We start from the raw sequence: 18,663 nt of genomic DNA, 5'->3' as shown, positions 1-18,663 counted from the left end.
TGCCGGCCGACGTCTGTGGCGGATGCATCCACGCTAGTCACAAAAACCGTCCGCCAATCCACGCTAAGTTATTAACCGCGGGCCTCTAGCTCAGTTGGTAGAGCAAAGGACTTTTAATCCTTGGGTCGTCGGTTCGAGCCCGACGGGGCCCACTTTCTTAACGCCGGGGGTGTTCTCGGGTGCCGGGACCCGGCCGGTCGATCGTGCCGCGCCTGGCTGCTCACGACGGCCCCGATTCGTTGCTGTCGGCATCCTGGATCACCAGGAGCATGGTGCCCTCGGGATCGCGCAGGTACGCGACCCGTTCACCCCACGGCATGTCGGCCGGCGGCACCACGACAGCGTCGGCCGCGGCCTCGACCACGGCCGCCAGGTCGGGCACGTACAGACACAGGTCCACGGCGTGCCCGGTCGCCGGGCGGGGGGTCTCGCCGTAGAGGGCCGGCGCCGTGCCCCGACCGAGGGCGACCTGACCGGCACCGATGCGCAGGGTGAGGTAGTCCGGCTCACCGCGCTCGGGAAACCGGTAGTCGACAACGCCGGACAGCACTCTCGCGTACCATCTCCAGGTGGTCGCGAGATCGACACAATTGACGACCGGGAACAGCTCGCCTCTGGCCATGGCCCCACCCTAGGATCGTCACCGCAATCCCACAACGGCCGGCCGAGACTGGGCACGCGCACGGAATGTCCTGCGAGTCTTCAGTGTTTCCCCCTCCGTAGACGCGCATTCTGGTGTGCTGTAGTCCGGCCGCGGGCGCGTAATCGGCGCTTCGGCGCAGGACGGCGCACATACCGCGCGTCAGGAGAGGAGCCCAGTGCGCAAGAACATCGACGTCGAGGTGGAGACCGGCGTGATCGAGAAGTACCGCCGACACCCCAACGGCAATGGGTGGGTGTCCGGCAAGTCGACCGTGCAACCGAGCGCGTTCATCTCCGAGTCCGCCTACATCGAGTCAGGCGCGCAGGTGGGTCGGGAGTCGTGGGTCGGGCCGGGCAGCTGGATCGACCACGACGTCGTCATCGGCGACAAGGTGTTCGTCGGCCAAAACGTGCACATCGGCGAGGGCAGCCTCGTCTCGGGCGGTGCCCACCTGGGCAGCCATGTGCGCATCGGCCGCAACGTGCGGATCGCCGCCGGTGTACGCCTGGACCGGGACACCCGGGTGCCCGACGGCACCGACGTGGCCGCGGGCAACGTGGGCGCGGACGGTCGCCGCTCACACGGGCTGGCCGCGTGAGCATCCGTTTGGCCCGGTAAAAGCGCAAAACCCGCGAGCACCCGGTGCACGCATCCGGCTCCGACAGGAGCAGGATGGGGTCATGACACGTCGCGCACCGGTCAAGGACATCAACGAAGACGACCTCGTTATCGGCACCCCCAAGAAGGCCGCCGCCGGCCTCGAGGCGGTGGTGGTGGCGCTGGACCGCGGCATCGCGCAGGCCGGGGTCGGTCGCACCGCCCGGGCGCTGCTGCGGCTCAACCAGCGAAACGGCACCGACTGCCCGGGCTGCGCCTGGCCGGAGTCGACCGGGCATCGCAAAACCGCCGAGTTCTGCGAGAACGGCGCCAAGGCCGTGGCCGAGGAGAACACCCTCCGCACCGTCGGACCGGGATTCTGGGCCGAGCACTCGCTCGCCGACCTGGCCGACAAGACCGAGTACTGGCTGGGCAACCAGGGCCGTATCTCGCAGCCCGTGGTGGTGCGCCCCGGCGACACCCACTACTCCCCCATCGCCTGGGAAGACGCCTTCGCGCTGATCGGCGAGAAGATCCGCGCCACCACGGCGGACCGCACCGTGTTCTACACCTCGGGCCGCACCGCCAACGAGACCGCGTTCCTGTACCAACTGTTCGCCCGGTCGATCGGCACCAACAACCTGCCGGACTGCTCGAACATGTGCCACGAATCCTCTGGGTCGGCGCTGAACCCCACGATCGGCATCGGCAAGGGCACCGTCTCGCTGGAGGACATCCACGTGGCCGAACTGATTCTGGTGGTGGGCCAGAACCCGGGCACCAACCACCCACGGATGCTGTCCGCCCTGGCCGACTGCAAGGCCAACGGCGGCAAGGTCGTCGCCGTGAACCCGCTGCCCGAGGCCGGGCTGTTCAACTTCAAGGACCCACAGACCCCCACCGGTCTGGTGGGCCACGGGGTGCCGTTGGCCGACGAGTACCTGCAGATCAAGGTCGGCGGTGACCTGGCCCTGTTCCAGGCGCTCGGCCACCTGCTGCTCGAGGAGGAGGCCCGGGTACCCGGTTCCGTGGTGGACCAGGAGTTCATCGACCTGAACACCGACGGCATCGAGGCCTACCGGGCCGCCCGCACCGAGATCGACTGGGTCGAAACCGAGAAGGCCACCGGCCTGTCGCGTCTGGAGATCAGCGTGGTGGCGAAGATGCTCGCCGCGTCGAAGGCCACCATCATCTGCTGGGCGCTGGGCCTGACCCAGCAGCCGCACTCGGTGAACACTCTCAAGGAGATCATCAACCTGCTGTTGCTGCAGGGTAACTTCGGCAAGCCCGGCGCCGGCGCCTGCCCGGTACGCGGGCATTCCAACGTGCAGGGCGACCGCACCATGGGGGTGTGGGAGAAGCCCAAGGAGGCCATGCTCGCCGCGCTCGACGCCGAGTTCGGCATCGTCTCACCCCGCGAGCACGGCCTCGATTCGGTGAACACCGTCGAGGCGTTCGAGAACGACGACGTCGACGTTTTCGTGTCGATGGGCGGCAACTTCGCGCTCGCCTGCAGCGACACCGACCTGCTCGAGGCCGCGATGCAGCGGGTGGGCCTGACCGTGCACATCTCCACCAAGCCGAACCGGTCGCATGTGATGCACGGGGTCACCTCGCTCATTCTGCCGACGCTGGGCCGCACCGACACCGATGACAAGCATCCGTCGGGCCGGCAGGTTCTGTCGGTAGAGGACTCGATGTCGATGGTGCACTCCACCCAGGGCAGGCTCGCCCCGGTCTCCGAGCACCTGCTGGCCGAACCGGTGATCGTGGCGCGGATGGCCAGGGCCACGCTCGGCGACGACCACCCGGTGGACTGGAAGGCGATGGCGGAGGACTACGACGTCATCCGCGACCACATCGCCCGGGTGCTGCCGGGTTTTGAGGACTTCAATAAGCGGCTGCGCGACAAGAACGGCTTTGTGCTGCCCAACCCGCCGCGCGACACCCGCAGCTTCGCCACCGACATCGGCCGTGCCCGGTTCACGGTGAGCCCGCTGGAGTACCTCACCCCACCGCCCGGGCACCTGATTCTGCAGACCATGCGCAGCCACGACCAGTACAACACCACCTTCTACGGGCTGGATGACCGCTATCGCGGCATCAAGGACGGCCGCCGGGTGATCCTCATCCACGCTGACGACGTCACCGAGCTGGGCTTTGCGGACCGCGATCTGGTCGACGTGATCAGCACCTTCGGCGGGCAGGAACGCCGGGCCGACAAGTTCAGGCTCGTGGTGTACCCCACCCCGCGCGGCTGCGCGGCGGCGTACTTCCCCGAGGCGAACCAGCTGATGCACCGGGAGTTGGTGGCCCGGGAATCGAACACCCCCGGCTACAAGGCCATGAGCGTGCGGTTCATCCCGCACGAGGCCGGGCTGCCGGTTCTGAGCTGACGCCGGGCCGCTGAGGCGGGCAGCTGTTGTCCGATCGGGGCACAGTCGCGGCCGGGTCAGACCGCGGCGAGCGCGCCCTGCACGATGCGCTCCTCGCCGGCGTAGATCACCATCGAGTCGCCGCGGAGGAAGCCGACCAACGTCAGGCCCACCTCGTGCGCGAACTCGGCGGAGAGCGACGACGGCGCCGACACCGCGGCGAGCACCGGGATGCCGGCCATCAGCGCCTTCTGGGCGAGTTCGAAGCTGGCCCGGCTGGAGACCATCAGCACGGTCCCGCGCAAAGGGAGCAGGTTCTCTTTGACCGCCCAGCCGATCACCTTGTCGACGGCGTTGTGCCGGCCCACGTCTTCCCGCAGCACCAGCATCTCGCCCGTGGCCCCGTCGAACAGGGCGGCCGCGTGCAGGCCCCCGGTCTTCTCGAACACCGCCTGCGCCTGGCGCAAAGTGTCGGGGAACGTCGTGAGCAATCCGGCGTCGACGCGGACGGCATCCGCCCGCACGTCCCAGGTGGACTTGGTGCGCACGGCGTCGATGCTTTCCTTGCCGCACAGCCCGCAGGAACTGGTGGTGAGGAAGTTCCGCTCCATGCCGGGGGTGGGCCCGGCGACGCCGGGCGCCAGGCGCAGGTCGAGCACGTTGTAGGTGTTCACGCCCTCCGCGGTGGCGCCGGCGCAGTACCGGGCGGTGGCGAGGTGCTCCGCCCGGGTGAGGATGCCCTCGGAGACCAGGAAACCGGCGGCCAGATCGACGTCGTGGCCGGGGGTGCGCATGGTCACGGCCAGGGAACGGCCGTTGACCCGCATCTCGAGCGGCTCCTCGACCGCGAGCACGTCCTCCCGGCGGATCGGCGGCTGGCCCACCGTAAGCCGGGTGATCTTGCGCCGTGCCGTGACTCTACTCATGGGTGCCCTCCTCGGGAGTGCGTCAGGTGTGCCGTGCGGGATCACCGGAACCTCCTTCGAGCCTAATCCTCGGATTCGAATGGTGGGAGGGACCGGGCCGTTCGCGAAAGCGTTCTTATGGCTGCTTGGAGCGCCGCGAAGTAGCCATCCGGCCGCTCTCGCGGAAGGGACAACACGCGAGAGCGGGACCGTGGCTGCTTCGATGGTCGGGGCGGCGTGGGCATGCCGGGGACGATTGCCGCGTACCGTGGTGTCATGGCACTTCCCCCTCTCGTCGAGCCCACCGGCCCGCTCAGCCCCACCGAAACCGCGCGTCTGCAGCAGGTGCGCAACCTGCCCCAGCTGCGACTGCCCCCGATCGATGACCTCGGGCACCGCCGCCTCGCGGCCGCCCGCGTGCTGGTGCTGGGCACCACGGGCCTCAGCGCGCCCGCCGTGCGTTCCCTCGCCGCGGCCGGGGTGGGCACCATCGGGCTGGCCGACGTGGGCCCTCTCGACGTCGACGCCCTGGTGCTCGCCACCACCACCATCCTGACCCTCTCCCCCGACACCGCCGTGACGGCGCACGACGAGGACCTCACGGCCGAGTCGGCTACCCGCATCCTCGGCGGCTACGACCTGGTGATCGACGGCAGCGACCTCACCCCGCAGCCGTTCCTCGTTGGCGACACCTGCGCCAGCCTCGGCCTGCCGCTGGTGTGGGGCTCCGTGGCCCGCGGCAACGCCGAGGTGTCGGTGTTCTGGTCGAGCCCACCACGACGCAGCGGCCAGCGCTCGACCCGGTTGCGCGACTTCTTCGGCACGGATGCGGCCGGCGCGGCCGCTGCCCCCGCCGACCCCGGCGTACTCGGTGCGTTGCGCGGCCAGGCCGGCGCGATCCTGGCGGCGGAGGCCGTCCGCCTGATCACCGGCACCGGCGAGCCGCTGATCGGCCGGGTGCTCACCATCGATGCCGAGTCCGGCCGGTTCGACGCCGCTCAGTTGCCGGTGGCTCAGCCTGCCGCCTCCGGTGCCAGGATCGAGACCGACGGCGCGGAATCCGCGCCCGGTGCCACCATTACCGCCACCGCCACCGCCACCGAGGAGTGACACCATGAGCACTAACATCCCGCTCCCTCCCGAAGCCCTCGACGAGTGGCTGGCCGCCCTCGCGACCCGGCTCGGCCTCGACGCCGACGTGGTCCCCACCGGACTGCTTCTGGACGTGGCCCGGGACGTGGCGCACAATGTGGCCCGGCCGGCGGCGCCGCTGAGCCTGTTTCTGGTGGGGCTGGCTGCCGCGCAGAACGGCGGCAGCGCCGAGGACATCACCGCGGCGAGCGCCGCTGCGACCGAGCTCGCTCTGGGCTGGCCCGCCCCGCCCGAGTAACGGCTCTCCCACCGAAGTAGCCCCCGCGCAAACGAGTTGCCCCGGCACACCGGGGCATCTCGTCCGGAACAGGGCACCTCGGCGTTCCCTACGGCCGCTTCGCGACGGTCAGCAGGATCGCCGCATCCTCTTCGGCCTCGAGGCTGTGCCTGGCGTCGGGCACGATGAGCAGGTCGCCGGTGCGCGCCTGCCAGGAGTCCTCCCCCACGATCAGGCGCACCCGCCCGCTCACCACGAAGACGGTCGCGTCGCCCGGGTTCTCGTGCTCGGCCAGGACGGTGCCCTTGACCATGCCGATGACGGTCTGGCGCAGCACCTTCTCGTGGCCGCCGTACACGGTGTCGGCCGCCCGGCCGCTGCTGGCGGTGGTGGCCGCGGCGAGTTGCTGGCGGGCGAGGGCGTCGATCGAGATCTTCTGCATGCCGCCAGCGTACGACTCCGCCGCCGGTTCGGGTTACCGGGTCGCGCTGGTGGCGCGAATGACCTCGTTAAGGGTGTCCCGCAGGGCGATCAGGGTCTCGGGCGACATCTCCAGGGTGCCGGCCACCCGTTCCGGGATGGTCTCGGCGATGTGGCGCAGCTCGCGGCCGTGCTCGGTCAACGTCACCTGCAGCGCACGCTCATCGGTCGCCGACCGCTCCCGGCGGATGTGGCCGGTCGCCTCCAGCCGCTTGAGCAACGGTGACAGGGTGGCCGGCTCCAACCGCAGCACCTCGGCCAGGCTGCGAAGGGTGCGCGGATGCTGCTCCCACAGCGCCAGCATCACCAGGTACTGCGGATGGGTGAGGCCCAGCGGCTCCAGGATCGGCTTGTACAGGGCCACAGTCGTGCGTGCCGCCACGGTGAGGGCGAAGCAGACCTGGTTCTCCAGGGCGAGCACGTTCGGTTCGGTCATCGCGTCTCCTGCGCGGGCATCCGGGGCCGGGCATCCGTCGTCTGGCACCCGTGGCCACACCGCCATTTAGTTAGTACACTAACTATTATGACCTCTGCCAAGAAACGCAAACCGACCATCAAGGAGGCCGGCGGCTTCACGGCGTGGTTGAACGGTCGATTGTTGCCCTTCATCGGCCCGCCGCCGCTGGGCCCGTACGACGACGAGGTGCCCGCGCAGGAGCGCCCGGTGGCCCGGTGCCCGCTCTGCGGGGAGCCGATGACCGCGCACGACATCGACCGGAGCGGCGAGCGCACCCAGCTGCGCTGCCCGCAGCCAACGGCCGCCGAGTAGTACTCTGCGCAGCAACCCGTCGCCGGAGCGCACGCGGTTAGGTGTGCGTACGCCGCCATCCGCCTAGAACTGGGCGTCGATCTCCACCACGAGGTCCCAAGCGCCCTCTTCGGCGTTGCTGAGCACGACCACGTCGAGACCGCTCTTGGGGTAGTGCCTCAGGATGCCGCTGGCGCCGGCGTTGACGCCGTCCTTGTAGTACGAGCGCACCTTGCCGTTGTCGTCGAGGTCGAACTCGAGGCCGAAGCCGTACTTCACGTCGTCGTCATAGTCCACCTGCGGGGTGAAGAACTCGTCGGTGTACTCCTTGGAGAGCAGCTGGCCGCCGCGGACGGCGTTGAGGAAGTTCATCAGGTCACCGGCGGTGGTGTGGGCGCCGCTATCGGGCGAGCCGATCGCCGGGGAGCTGTAGATGTTCGAGACCCAGCTGCCGTCCTCGCGGCGGTCCCAGCCCTCGGCGACCCGCTCCACAGCGTCGCGGCGGTCGAAGAAACCGGAGTCGGCCATGCCCGAGCGGGCAAAGACCTCTTCGCGCACATAGTCGCGGTAGGACAGGCCGGAGGCCCTCTCCACGGCCAGCCCGGCGAGGATATAGCCGACGTTGCAGTCCTCGACCTGCACCCCAGGCGGGGCCAAGCGCGGCTTGTCGGCGAACAACGGCAGGAAGTCGATCGTTTCGATCAGCGAGTAGTTGGGGGTCACAGCCCAGTACTCGTCGTAGTCCTCGCCGGCCTCCTCGTCGACGTCATCGGCGATGCCGCTGGTGTGGGTGAGCAGGTGCAGCAGGGTGACGTCGGTGCCGATCGCGCTGCCACCCAGGTCCACGTACTCGTGGATCGACGCCTCGAGGTCGAGCCGGCCGGCATCCACTTGCTGCAGCACGGCCACACTGGTGAAGAGCTTGGTGATCGACGCCGTGTCGAAGCGCGTGTCCAGGGTGTTGGGCACCTGCCAACGCGGGGTGGCGAACCCGCGGGCCGCCTCAAAGATGGTGCGGTCGCCGTCACGCACCAACACCACGCCGGAGAAATCGCTGTCATCGAGAAAAGTCTGTATTGCCTGGGTATCCACCCTTCGAGCGTAGCGAACGGCGACGGCTTTCGTGCCGACGGCTGGGCCGGTGCCGGCCGCCCCGCACGCCCCGGCGCTCGGCGATCAGCCGCGGTGCCGGGACTTCTTGGCCAGGGCGGCGAGGTCGATCTTGCCGACGGCCCGCATACTGGCGGCGCGGGCGGCCTCGTAGCCGGGCTGGTTCGGGTCGACGCGCTGGGCCAGGAGACGGGCCGCGAGCGCGTCGTTGATCTCCTGGAGCGCATCCGCTCGGGCCTTCTGCACGAGAGCGGCGACCTGTTCGTCGTCGTCGGCAATCTCCCGCAACCGTTCGGCGACGTGGTCGTGCAGGGTGCGTCGCCGACCCAGCCGCACGACGTCCCTGCGCTTGTTCTCCAACTCCCGGCTCTTGCCCGCACCGGTGGTGCGCGAGAGGTGGGCGCCGAGGCGTTCGACGCGGGTGGAGTCCTCGTCGTTCTGCCGGGCCACCTCGAGCAGTTCCTGCCTGGCGAGCGCGGCATACTGTGCAGGGTCATAGTCGCTGTGGTCGCGGAGGGCGCCGACGATGATGCGGTTCTTCAGGGCCATCCGCACGGCGGCGAGGGCGATGAGCATGCCCTCGTCGACGATCCTGCCGGTGGAGGGCGTGGCCGGGCCCGGGGCGGCGCTGCCCTGGGTGTTGTGCGAACCGTTCTCCACCGTTTCAGTATGGCTCACCGCGGTGGGCGCCGTCAGAGTGTCCGGGTATCCGCATCGGCCGGATCCGCCAGGTGCCAGGCGGTCACAGGCCGAACACGAGCACCGCCCCCTGGGCGAGCGAGAAGATCACCAGGCCGGCCAGCGCACCGACGACGGTTCCGTTAATGCGGATGAACTGCAGGTCCTTGCCCACCTGCAACTCGATCTTCTCGGTGGTCTCGGCCGGGTCCCAACGCTCCACGGTTTCGGTGATCACGCCGGCGATCTCGTGCCGGTACTTCTGCAGCAGGTAGCCGGCCGCATCCGCCAGCCAGCGGTCGATGCGGGCGCCCAGCGATGCGTCGCGCACCAGCCGGCCGCCCACATCCAGCACCGTCGAGGTGATGCCGGTGCGCACGGCGCTGGCCGGATCGGCCAGGGCGCTCAGCAGCGACTGCTTCACGGACTCCCACGCGTCGCCGGCGAACTCGCGCAGCTTGGCGTTGTCGACCAACTCGAGCTTGAGCAGCTCGACCCTCTCGATCATGGTGTCATCGTGCTGCAAGTCATCCATCAGCTCGGCCAGGTAGCGGTCGATGGCTGCGCGCAGCGGATGCTCAGGGTCGGCCTGCACCGTTGCCACAAAACCGAGCACCTCGCGATAGGCCTTGTCGTCGACCATTTCGCCGACGAAGCCGGGCACCCAGCGGGGCAGCCGGGTCGACACCGAGGTGCCGAACGCCTCGGGGTGGGTCTGCAGCCAGCTCTGGGCCTTGTCCACCAGCAGGTCGACCGCGGCGTGGTGCCGGCCGGAGACCACCAGGTTCTCGCCCAACCGGCCCAGGCTCGGCGCCCACGAAGGTTCGAGCAGGTGCTCGCGGGCGACGCCCTCGAGCAGGTCCTTGATGTCGTCGTCGCTGAGCAGGTCGAGCAGCCCGGTGCCGGCGTGCGCGAGTTCGTCGGTGAGCCGTTCGGCGTTGGCGGGCTGCACCAGCCAGGCGCCGAGGCGGCGGGAGATGCCGATGGACTCGAGCTTGCCGCGCACCACGGCATCGGAGAGGAAGTTCGACTCCACGAATTCGCCGAGGCTCTCGCCGATCTCGTCCTTGCGGTTGGCGATGATGTTGGTGTGCGGGATGCGCAGCCCCAGCGGGTAGCGGAACAGCGCGGTGACGGCGAACCAGTCGGCGATCGCGCCCACCATGCCGCCCTCGGCGGCGGCACGCACGTACTCGAGCCACGGGTAGCGGTCCTGCAGCGCGAACGACACCGCGAAGACCACGGCCATGGCCACGAGCAGACCCAGGGCCAATCGCTTCATGCCCACGAGTGCGACCCGGCGGGCCTCGTCGGAGGCGCTGAGTGGGGCTCGGCCGCCGGGAGCGGTGGGGGCGGATGTACGCAGGGAGGGTGTTGCCATGGGTCTGGTCGTTCCTCGTCGGTCCGGGAGCGCGGTGTGCGCAGCGCTCCCGCCACCCTAGGCCGGGTTGCTCAGGCTGCGAAACCCGTCGGGGTGATTCCCCAGCGAACGACCCAGTCCTCGCCGGGAGCCAGCCAGCGGAGGCCGTGGCCGGAGTTGAAGGCATCCGCCGGTGCGGTCATCGGCTCGATCGCCACGGCCTGGCCGAGCTCGGTGGTGTCGCCGCCGTCCGCGGTGCCGGTGCGCACCGGGAAGTTGCGCGGTGTGAACGCCTGCACGTAGGCCATGTTCTCGTCGCCCCAGAGCGTGACCCGGCGGCCGTCCGGAGCGGTGAGGGAGTGCTCCCCGCGTCCGTCCCGAACGATCACACCGCCGAACCCGTCGTCAAGGTCGAGGTCGTCCACCCGGGCGCCTGCGCGCAGGTCGAACGCGGTGCCGTCGACGGGGCTGACGCCGATGGGGTTGAGCCGGTGGTCAACGTCGATGTGGCTGGTCGCGTTCAGGCGCAACACGAGGTCGCCGGTGGGCACGTCACCGATCTTGAGGTAGGGGTGGGTGCCCAGGGCGACCGGGGCACTCTCGCTGCCGACGTTGCGGATGGTGTGGGTGACGGCCAGGCCGTCGGCCGTGAGCGCATAGCTGACGGTGGTGTCCAGCTGGTACGGGTAGCCGGCCTGCGGGTAGACCGTGGCGGCAAGGGTCACCTCGGCGTCGCTCTGGGCGACCAGCCGATAAGCCGTGACGGCGAGCAGCCCGTGGATGGCGTTCAGCTGGGTCGGCTCGGTGATGGCCAGCAGGTGCCGCACGCCGTGCTGGGTCCAGATCGCGTCGCGGATGCGGTTGGGCCAGGGCACCAGCACGGTCCCGGCGCCGAGCGGCGGTACGGACCTCGCCGCGAAGCCCTCCACCAGGTCTGTGCCGTTGAGCGCATATTCACGGATGCCGGCGGCGACCTCGGTGATGGTCGCCGTGGCCGGGCCCTGCGGGGTCTGCAGGGTGAGGCTGTATTGGGTTCCGGTGGCGGCAGCAAACGACATGGTGGACTTTCGGATCAGCTCGGTTGGAGCACGGCGAGGCCGGCCTCGCGGAGCGGGGCCAGGGTGAGCGGGTCGGCGGCCGCATCCGTCACCAGGGTGTCGAAGGCGGCAAGCGGGCCGATCCGGCCCAGGTGCACCTGCCCTAGTTTGGCACCGTCGGCGACGATGATCGCGCGCGCCGCAGCGGCGAGCATCAGGGTCTTCACGCCGGCCTCCGGCAGGTTGATGTTGGTGACGCCGCCGTCGGCGTCGACGCCGTTGCAGCCGATGAAGGCGAGGTCGGCGTGCACCTGGCTGAGCACGGTCGCGGCGAGCGGGTCGACCAGCGAGTGCTGCAGCGGGCGCAGCGACCCGCCGGTGACGATCACGGTGAACCGTGGGATGGCGCTTTCCAGGGCCAGGGCGATGCTCAGTCCGTTGGTGATCACGACAATGTCGGTGAGGTCGGTGCGGGCCACGAGGGCCCGGGCGATCGCGAGAGTCGTGGTGCCCACGTCGAGGATCACGCTCTGGCCGCTGGCCACCAGCGATGCGGCGAGCTCGCCGATCTGCTGCTTGGGGATCACGGAAGAGACGAGCGCTTCCTCGAAGGAGAACTCTCGATCGGGACGGCTCGTGGTGGCGATCCCGGCGGGCACCGCGCCGCCGTGGATGCGGGTGAGCGTGCCGGCGCTCTCCAACTGGTCGAGATCGGCGCGGGCGGTGACGCCGGAGACGCCGAAGGTGTCGCTGAGCTCACTGACGCGCACGAAGCCGCGTTCGTCGACAAGCCGCTGGATCTGTTCCCGGCGCTGGTGGGCGGGCAACAAATCCCGGTCGGTCGGATGTTCCGCTGAGGCCATACCGCAATCTTCACTTATTTTGTGTCGCTTTTCAATACGCAAGTAGTGGTTTCGGTTGCGCAAATCGGCTAGCGTTGATGCCATCATGACTCCCACCCCAGAATTCGTCGCAGACACCGCCATCGCACGCCAGGCGCACACCCTGGCCGACGGCCGCGAGCTCATCTACTTCGATGACCCCGACACCACCCTGTCGCCCGACCGGGCGCCCGACCTGCGCGACCTCGGTCCGCGTCCGGCGAACGCGCGCATGCGCCAGGACCCGCTCAGCGGCGAATGGGTGTCTATCGCCGCGGCCCGGCAGAACCGGGTGTTCCTGCCGCCGGCGCACCTGGACCCGCTCGCGCCGTCCACCCCGGAGAACCCCTCAGAGGTGCCCAGCAACTATGACGTGGCCGTGTTCGAGAACAAGTCGCCTTCGTTCGGCCCGCTGCTCACCGACGACGACGCGCCCACCGGCCTGGACGATCTGCGCACGATCGGGCTGGGGCGCATCCGCACCTCGGTCGGCCGCTGCGAGGTCGTCTGCTTCAGCCCCGCCACCGAAGGCTCGTTCGGCAGCCTCTCGGTCACCCGCGCCCGCACCGTGATCGAAGCCTGGGCCGAGCGCACCCACGCGCTCTCCCAGATGCCCGGCATCGAGCAGGTGTTCCCGTTCGAGAACCGTGGCGAGGCCATCGGTGTCACGCTGCACCACCCGCACGGCCAGATCTACTCCTACCCGTACGTGACCCCGCGCACCCAGCGGCTGATCGACTCGATCGAGAGCTACGGCCCCACCCTGTTCGCCGACATCCTGGAAAGCGAACAAGCCGGCGAACGGGTCATCCTGCAGGGCGAGCACTGGACGGCCTTCGTGCCGTTCGCCGCCCGCTGGCCCGTCGAGGTGCACATGCTGCCGCACCGGCAGGTGGCCGACTTCGCCGGCACCACCCTGGCCGAGCGCGACGAGCTCGCGGTGCTGTACCGCCGGCTGCTGCGCGGCATCGACCAGCTCTACTCCACGCCCACCCCGTACATCGGTGCCTGGCACCAGGCACCGGTGAACGTGCACCGGGACGACATCCGGCTGATGCTGCAGCTCACCAGCCCGCGCCGCGCCGAGGACAAACTGAAGTTCCTGGCCGGCTCCGAGGCCGCCATGGGCGCCTGGATCGGCGACGTGACGCCCGAGCAGGCGGCCGACAACATCCGTGCAGCGATCGCGCGGTCGGACGCCGCCGATGCCGCAGCCACCGACAGCACCACCGGAAAGGCCCACTCGTGAGCGACCACCAGAGCATTCTCAGCGGCTTCCAGGGCCGGTTCGGCCGCGACGCCGACGGCCTGTGGTTCGGCCCCGGCCGGGTCAACCTGATCGGCGAGCACACCGACTACAACGACGGCTTCGTCTTTCCGTTCGCGATCAACCGCCGCGCCGTCGTGGCCCTCGCGGTGCGAGACGACCGGATGCTGCGGGTCGCCAGCTCCTTCACCGACGAGGTCGTCGAGATCTCGCTCGACGATCTCTCCCCCGAGACGGTGTCGGGCTGGTCGGCGTATCCGCTCGGCGTGGCCTGGGCCCTCGGCGAACACGGCGCGGACCTCGAAGCGGTGACCGGGTTTGACGCATACATCGACTCCGACGTGCCGATCGGCGCCGGGCTGTCGTCTTCCGCGGCAATCGAGTGCGCCACCGCCGTGGCCCTCGACGAGGTCTGGAACCTCGGCTTCGACAAGCGCGTGCTCGTGCGGGTGGGGCAGCTGGCCGAGAACCGGGTCGTTGGCGCGCCCACCGGCATCCTGGATCAGTCGGCGTCGCTACTGGGCCAGACGGATGCCGCCGTGTTCCTGGACTGCCGCAGCTTCGAGTCCGAGGTCACCCCGCTCGGCTTCGACGCCGCGGGCCTCGAGCTGCTGGTGATCGACACCAAGGTCAGCCACGCGCACGCCACCGGCGGCTACGCCGACCGACGTGCCTCCTGCGAAAAGGGCGCGGCTCTGATGGGCGTCGGATCGCTGCGCGACCTCACCGTGGACGACCTGCCGCGGGCCGCGTCGGTTCTCGACGAGGAGACATACCGCCGGGTGCGGCACATCCTCACCGAGAACCAGCGGGTGCTCGACACCGTGCGGGTGCTGCGCGAAGAGGGTCCCAGCGCCATCGGTGCATTGCTGGATGCGTCGCACGCCTCCATGCGCGACGACTTCGAGATCTCGGTCGCCGAGCTCGACCTCGCCGTGGAGACCGCCCGCACCGCCGGCGCCCTCGGGGCCCGCATGACCGGCGGCGGCTTCGGCGGCTCGGCCATCGCGCTCACCCCGCACGCACTGATCCCCGCGGTGCAGCAGGCCGTGTCTTCTGCGTTCGCCACCGCGGGCTTCACCGCGCCCGACATGTTCGTGGTGCGCGCCGCGGCCGGGGCCGCCCGCCTCGCCTAACGAGACACCGTCCGCGATCGAATTGCGGACTTCCCGCCTCCGTTTCACCAGCGAAAGGCGGGAAGTCCGCAATTGAGTCTCAGGGCGCCCCGAGTGTCGGTGGCTCGGCTCACGCTGTCCACATGAACGAGCCGACCCCCACCATCCACGACGTCATCCACACCGTCTTTGGCGGCGCCTTCGACGAGAGCACGGGCATCAGGCGCCGCCGCGTGCAGCAGGTCGAACAGGACCTGCGCGCCGCGCGCAGGCGGCCGAGAGAGTCTTGGCCAAGATGTCCGTGCAGGACCGCGAGCACATGGAGCGCGTGATCGGCCGCGTCACGGATCACCCATCGTCGACCGGCCCCGAGATCGAGGGCAGGCAGTCGACGATCCACCCCAGCTTCGAGTGAGTGAGGCTCCGGAGATCCGCCTCGACGACCTGCCCGAGCGGCCGCGGACGGTTCCAGTGTGCCGAAGGCGGGTGGCGGACGCCTATTTCGCCGGAACGACGGGGGTCGCCTCGCCGCCGGTGAGGCGGAGCAGCTCGGCGAACGTGGTGGGGAAGACCGTGTGCGCGTGCCCCGCCGCGGCCCAGACCAGGGGGTAATCGGCCAGGTCCTCGTCAACCAGGGTGCGAATCGGCGACGGATGCCCGACGGGCGCGACCCCGCCGATGACCTGCCCGGTGGCCTCTTTCACCAGGTCTTTCGACGCCCGGCCGATGGTGCCGTCAAGCCGCTCCCCCAGCCAGGCCGTGTCCACCCGGTGCGCGCCGGAGGTGAGCACCAGCAGCGGGGCGCCGTCGAGGGTGAAGACCAGTGAGTTCGCGATGGCGCCCACTTCGATGCCCAGCGCGGCGGCTGCCGCGACAGCGGTTGTGGCGGCGTCGTCGAACCAACGGATCTCGGGGTCGAGACCCTGGGCGTTCAGCGCCAGGCGCACTCTGTCGACGGCGGGATGCGCGGTGTTCACCATTCCTGCATCCTAGAGCCCCCCATCCGCCCACCTGGTCGAACGGGTAGAAGGACATAGGCCGATAAATAGGACGCTCTGGGCAATCCCGTCCTCATGAACTCACTTTTGCCTAGGTTCGGCGCGACATGGCGTCGGATTACTAGGGTGGAGCCATGACCGCCGACAGTGCCGCCCGCCTCATCACTCTGCCCGACCGTCCGGGGCCCCGGGTGGCCGAGAGCGCATTCGTCGCCGCCGGCGCCGTGCTGGTGGGCACCGTGAGCCTGGCGGAGCACGCGAGCGTCTGGTACAACGCGGTCCTGCGCGCCGAGGCCGAGCCCATCAGCATCGGCGCACGCTCGAACCTGCAGGACAACGTCTCCTGCCACGTCGACGGCGGGTTCCCGCTGACCGTGGGCCGCGACGTCTCGGTGGGCCACGGTGCCGTGCTGCACGGCTGCACTGTGGAGGACGGCGCCCTGATCGGCATGGCCGCCACGGTGCTCAACGGTGCCGTGATCGGCGCCGGCTCGCTCGTGGCCGCGGGCGCCGTGGTGCTCGAGGGCACCATCGTCCCGCCGGGCTCCCTGGTGGCCGGCGTGCCGGCCAAGGTGCGCCGCACCCTCACGCCAGAGGAAATCGAGGGCATCCGGCACAACGCCGTGGCCTACCTGGGCCACGCTGCGCTGCATCGCCTCGCGAACTGAGAGCCCCAGAATCGGCGGGATTCTGGGGCCTACCTCACGGTTCGCGGAACGAAACTAGGGCTTGAGCAGGCGCTCGGACGCCTTGACCACGTTGGCCAGCAGCATCGCGCGGGTCATCGGACCCACGCCACGGGGGTTCGGCGAGAGGTAACCGGCGACTGACGCGACGTCGGGGTGCACGTCTCCGGTGAGGATGCCCTTCCCGGTCTCCGGGTTCTCCACCCTGGTGATGCCCACGTCGAGCACCGCCGCTCCGGGCTTGATCCAGTCGGCCTGCACCAGGTGCGGCACACCCACGGCTGCCACGACGATGTCGGCGCGGCGCACCTCGGCGGCCAGATCGACGGTGCGGGAGTGGGTGAGGGTGACGGTGGCGTCCAGGCCCTTGCGGGTGAACAGCAGGCCCAGCGGGCGACCCACGGTGAGGCCGCGGCCGATGACGACCACGTTCTTGCCCGCGATCGGCACGTCATAGCGGCGCAGCAGCTCCACGATGCCGGCCGGGGTGCAGGGCAGCGGCGAGCTGAGCTCCCCCTCGATGCCGAGTACCAGACGTCCGAGGTTGGTGGGGTGCAGGCCGTCGGCGTCCTTGGCCGGGTCCATCAGCTCGAGCATGGCGTTCTCGTTGTGGCCCACCGGAAGCGGCAGCTGGATGATGTAGCCGGTGACCTCACGGGCGGCGTTGAGGTCGGCAATCGCGGCGCGCACATCCGCCGACGTGGCGGAGCCGGGCAGGTCGACGCGGATCGACTCGATGCCCACCTCGGCGCAGTCCCGGTGCTTGCCGGCCACGTAGGAGCGCGAGCCAGGGTCGTCGCCGACGAGCAGGGTGCCGAGGCCGGGCACGATGCCCAGCGCGGCCAACGCGCGTACGCGCTCGGTGAGTTCAAGCTTGACCTGGGTCGCGGTGGCGACGCCGTCGAGGGTGAGTGCGGTCATGCGACATCCGATCTGTTGGTAGTACTGCGCGCCGGCCCCAGCCTGGAGCCACGCGCCAATCGGGCAGCGGCCCTGCCGGCCCCCGACGCGGGGGCGGCGAAGTGCTGCCGGGTGCGGGCGGTGACGGATGCGCTGACGCTAGTGGCCGCATCCGTCACGACCCGACGGACCTACTGGGACAGGCCGGGGTAGAGCGGGAACGCGTCGGTGAGGCCCTTCACCCGAGCGCGGAGCGCGGGGATGTCGGCGCCGGGCTTGAGCGCCTCGGCGATGACGTCGGACACGACGGTGAACTCGGCGTCGCCGAAACCACGCGTGGCCAGGGCCGGCGTGCCGATGCGCAGGCCCGAGGTCACCATCGGCGGGCGCGGGTCGAAGGGCACCGAGTTGCGGTTGACGGTGATGCCCACCTCGTGCAGGGCGTCTTCGGCCTGCTGGCCGTTGATCTCTGAGTTGCGGAGATCGGCGAGCACCAGGTGCACGTCGGTGCCGCCGGTGAGCACGTCGATGCCCGCCGCGCGGGAGTCGTCGGCGGTGAGCCGGTCGGCCAGGATGCGGGCGCCGCGGAGGGTGCGCTCCTGGCGTTCCTTGAACTCGGGCAGCGCGGCGAGCTTGAACGCGGTGGCCTTAGCGGCGATCACGTGCATGAGCGGGCCGCCCTGCTGGCCGGGGAACACGTTGGAGTTGAGCTTCTTCGCCAGCGCGGTGTCGCGGGAGAGGATGAAGCCCGAGCGCGGACCGGCGAGGGTCTTGTGCACGGTGCTGGAGACGACGTCGGCGTACGGCACCGGCGACGGGTGGAGTCCGGCGGCGACGAGTCCGGCGAAGTGGGCCATGTCGACCCAGAGCTTGGCGCCCACCTCGTCGGCGATGGCGCGGAACGCGGCGAAGTCGAGCTGGCGGGGGTAGGCCGACCAGCCGGCGATGATGACCTGCGGCTTGTGCTCGAGCGCCTTGTCGCGCACGACGTCCATGTCCACTCGGAAGGTCTCCGGGTCGACGCCGTAGGCGACCGGGTTGTAGAGCTTGCCGGAGAAGTTGAGCTTCATGCCGTGGGTGAGGTGGCCGCCGTGCGCCAGCTCCAGACCCAGGATGGTGTCGCCGGGGGTGGCGATCGCGGAGAGCACCGCGGCGTTGGCGGTGGCACCGGAGTGCGGCTGCACGTTCGCGTATTCGGCGCCGAACAGGCTCTTGGCCCGGTCGATGGCGAGCTGCTCGGCCACGTCGACGTACTCGCAGCCGCCGTAGTAGCGACGGCCGGGGTAGCCCTCGGCGTACTTGTTGGTGAGCACCGAACCCTGCGACTGCAGGATGGCGCGGGGCACGAAGTTCTCGCTGGCGATCATCTCGAGGTAGTCGCGTTGGCGACCGAGCTCCTGCTCGAGGATCGCGGCGATCTCGGGGTCGACGACCTCGAGGGGCTCGTTGAAGGTGGAGGGTACGGAACTGGTAAGCACACTGTCGGACACGGGAAAACTCCTTGAGACTATCGA

20 protein-coding genes and 1 tRNA gene are annotated in these 18,663 nt (G+C 69.8%); 9 read left to right on the top strand and 12 right to left on the bottom strand.

All coding sequences use genetic code 11. The features are described from left to right. The first annotated feature begins 79 nt into the window (after positions 1-79). Positions 80-152 (top strand) — tRNA-Lys (locus E3O57_RS01720). A 68-nt stretch (positions 153-220) separates the two neighbouring features. On the opposite strand, the gene E3O57_RS01715 is transcribed toward E3O57_RS01720, so the two are convergent. Then, a complete protein-coding gene (locus E3O57_RS01715; RefSeq protein WP_103478938.1) occupies positions 221-622 on the bottom strand; it encodes a glyoxalase/bleomycin resistance/extradiol dioxygenase family protein in 402 nt (133 codons plus the stop codon). A gap of 196 nt (positions 623-818) precedes the next feature. On the opposite strand from E3O57_RS01715, the gene E3O57_RS01710 reads away from it, so the two are divergent. Both E3O57_RS01710 and E3O57_RS01705 read left to right on the top strand, forming a co-directional pair. Further along, positions 819-1,241, top strand: a complete 423-nt coding sequence (locus E3O57_RS01710) for a hypothetical protein (protein ID WP_165787893.1) — start codon at positions 819-821, stop codon at positions 1,239-1,241. A gap of 82 nt (positions 1,242-1,323) precedes the next feature. Continuing rightward, positions 1,324-3,636, top strand: a complete 2,313-nt coding sequence (locus E3O57_RS01705) for an FdhF/YdeP family oxidoreductase (RefSeq protein ID WP_103478937.1) — start codon at positions 1,324-1,326, stop codon at positions 3,634-3,636. A gap of 56 nt (positions 3,637-3,692) precedes the next feature. Here E3O57_RS01705 and fdhD read toward each other — a convergent pair whose 3' ends face one another. Next, complete coding sequence (gene fdhD / locus E3O57_RS01700; protein ID WP_103459214.1) at positions 3,693-4,541, bottom strand: formate dehydrogenase accessory sulfurtransferase FdhD; 849 nt, start codon at positions 4,539-4,541, stop codon at positions 3,693-3,695. A gap of 255 nt (positions 4,542-4,796) precedes the next feature. On the opposite strand from fdhD, the gene E3O57_RS01695 reads away from it, so the two are divergent. Both E3O57_RS01695 and E3O57_RS18860 read left to right on the top strand, forming a co-directional pair. Further along, on the top strand, positions 4,797-5,630 hold the full coding sequence (locus tag E3O57_RS01695) for a ThiF family adenylyltransferase (RefSeq protein WP_165787892.1): 834 nt from the start codon (positions 4,797-4,799) through the stop codon (positions 5,628-5,630). A gap of 4 nt (positions 5,631-5,634) precedes the next feature. Beyond that, positions 5,635-5,910, top strand: a complete 276-nt coding sequence (locus tag E3O57_RS18860) for a DUF6457 domain-containing protein (RefSeq protein WP_088457081.1) — start codon at positions 5,635-5,637, stop codon at positions 5,908-5,910. A gap of 88 nt (positions 5,911-5,998) precedes the next feature. On the opposite strand, the gene E3O57_RS01685 is transcribed toward E3O57_RS18860, so the two are convergent. Together E3O57_RS01685 and E3O57_RS01680 are read right to left on the bottom strand one after the other, a co-directional pair. Next, positions 5,999-6,331 carry a cupin domain-containing protein gene (locus E3O57_RS01685; protein ID WP_088457082.1) on the bottom strand — a complete coding sequence of 111 codons (333 nt, stop codon included), beginning with the start codon at positions 6,329-6,331 and terminating at the stop codon, positions 5,999-6,001. A 33-nt stretch (positions 6,332-6,364) separates the two neighbouring features. Further along, on the bottom strand, positions 6,365-6,805 hold the full coding sequence (locus tag E3O57_RS01680; RefSeq protein WP_103459212.1) for a MarR family winged helix-turn-helix transcriptional regulator: 441 nt from the start codon (positions 6,803-6,805) through the stop codon (positions 6,365-6,367). 87 nt (positions 6,806-6,892) lie between these two features. Between E3O57_RS01680 and E3O57_RS01675 the strand changes: the two genes are divergently transcribed. Further along, positions 6,893-7,138, top strand: coding sequence for a hypothetical protein (locus tag E3O57_RS01675; protein ID WP_103459211.1), 246 nt, complete (start codon positions 6,893-6,895; stop codon positions 7,136-7,138). Between the two features lie 63 nt (positions 7,139-7,201). Here the strand turns inward: E3O57_RS01675 and E3O57_RS01670 are convergent, their stop codons facing one another. The 5 genes from E3O57_RS01670 to E3O57_RS01650 form a co-directional block, all read right to left on the bottom strand. Next, positions 7,202-8,209: a serine hydrolase gene (locus E3O57_RS01670; protein WP_103478935.1), complete on the bottom strand. Its 1,008-nt coding sequence runs from the start codon at positions 8,207-8,209 to the stop codon at positions 7,202-7,204. Between the two features lie 84 nt (positions 8,210-8,293). Continuing rightward, complete coding sequence (locus tag E3O57_RS01665; RefSeq protein ID WP_133159733.1) at positions 8,294-8,905, bottom strand: hypothetical protein; 612 nt, start codon at positions 8,903-8,905, stop codon at positions 8,294-8,296. A gap of 64 nt (positions 8,906-8,969) precedes the next feature. Beyond that, complete coding sequence (locus tag E3O57_RS01660) at positions 8,970-10,286, bottom strand: DUF445 domain-containing protein (protein ID WP_103478934.1); 1,317 nt, start codon at positions 10,284-10,286, stop codon at positions 8,970-8,972. 71 nt (positions 10,287-10,357) lie between these two features. Beyond that, on the bottom strand, positions 10,358-11,323 hold the full coding sequence (locus tag E3O57_RS01655; RefSeq protein WP_103459207.1) for an aldose 1-epimerase family protein: 966 nt from the start codon (positions 11,321-11,323) through the stop codon (positions 10,358-10,360). Between the two features lie 14 nt (positions 11,324-11,337). Continuing rightward, positions 11,338-12,165: a DeoR/GlpR family DNA-binding transcription regulator gene (locus E3O57_RS01650; RefSeq protein ID WP_088457088.1), complete on the bottom strand. Its 828-nt coding sequence runs from the start codon at positions 12,163-12,165 to the stop codon at positions 11,338-11,340. An 85-nt stretch (positions 12,166-12,250) separates the two neighbouring features. On the opposite strand from E3O57_RS01650, the gene galT reads away from it, so the two are divergent. Together galT and galK are read left to right on the top strand one after the other, a co-directional pair. Continuing rightward, positions 12,251-13,432, top strand: a complete 1,182-nt coding sequence (galT, locus tag E3O57_RS01645; protein ID WP_103459206.1) for a galactose-1-phosphate uridylyltransferase — start codon at positions 12,251-12,253, stop codon at positions 13,430-13,432. Further along, entirely contained in the window at positions 13,429-14,586 is a 1,158-nt protein-coding gene (galK, locus tag E3O57_RS01640; RefSeq protein ID WP_103478933.1) for a galactokinase, read from the top strand. The genes galT and galK overlap by 4 nt, the downstream gene beginning before the upstream one ends. Before the next feature lie 476 nt (positions 14,587-15,062). Here the strand turns inward: galK and E3O57_RS01635 are convergent, their stop codons facing one another. Then, positions 15,063-15,545: a YbaK/EbsC family protein gene (locus E3O57_RS01635; RefSeq protein WP_103478932.1), complete on the bottom strand. Its 483-nt coding sequence runs from the start codon at positions 15,543-15,545 to the stop codon at positions 15,063-15,065. 152 nt (positions 15,546-15,697) lie between these two features. Here E3O57_RS01635 and E3O57_RS01630 point away from each other — a divergent pair, with 152 nt between their 5' ends. After that, complete coding sequence (locus E3O57_RS01630; protein WP_103459203.1) at positions 15,698-16,231, top strand: gamma carbonic anhydrase family protein; 534 nt, start codon at positions 15,698-15,700, stop codon at positions 16,229-16,231. A gap of 54 nt (positions 16,232-16,285) precedes the next feature. On the opposite strand, the gene E3O57_RS01625 is transcribed toward E3O57_RS01630, so the two are convergent. Both E3O57_RS01625 and glyA read right to left on the bottom strand, forming a co-directional pair. Beyond that, on the bottom strand, positions 16,286-17,170 hold the full coding sequence (locus tag E3O57_RS01625) for a bifunctional methylenetetrahydrofolate dehydrogenase/methenyltetrahydrofolate cyclohydrolase (protein ID WP_103459202.1): 885 nt from the start codon (positions 17,168-17,170) through the stop codon (positions 16,286-16,288). Positions 17,171-17,340: 170 nt separating this feature from the next. Then, complete coding sequence (gene glyA / locus E3O57_RS01620) at positions 17,341-18,639, bottom strand: serine hydroxymethyltransferase (RefSeq protein WP_279327050.1); 1,299 nt, start codon at positions 18,637-18,639, stop codon at positions 17,341-17,343. Between the last annotated feature and the right edge of the window lie 24 nt (positions 18,640-18,663).

The sequence above is a fragment of the Cryobacterium sp. TMN-39-2 genome (genome assembly GCF_004402745.1).
In the GTDB taxonomy this organism is placed as follows: domain Bacteria; phylum Actinomycetota; class Actinomycetes; order Actinomycetales; family Microbacteriaceae; genus Cryobacterium; species Cryobacterium zongtaii.
The sequence above is the reverse complement of the archived record's forward strand: the minus strand, read 5'-3'. Positions and strand labels throughout refer to the sequence as shown.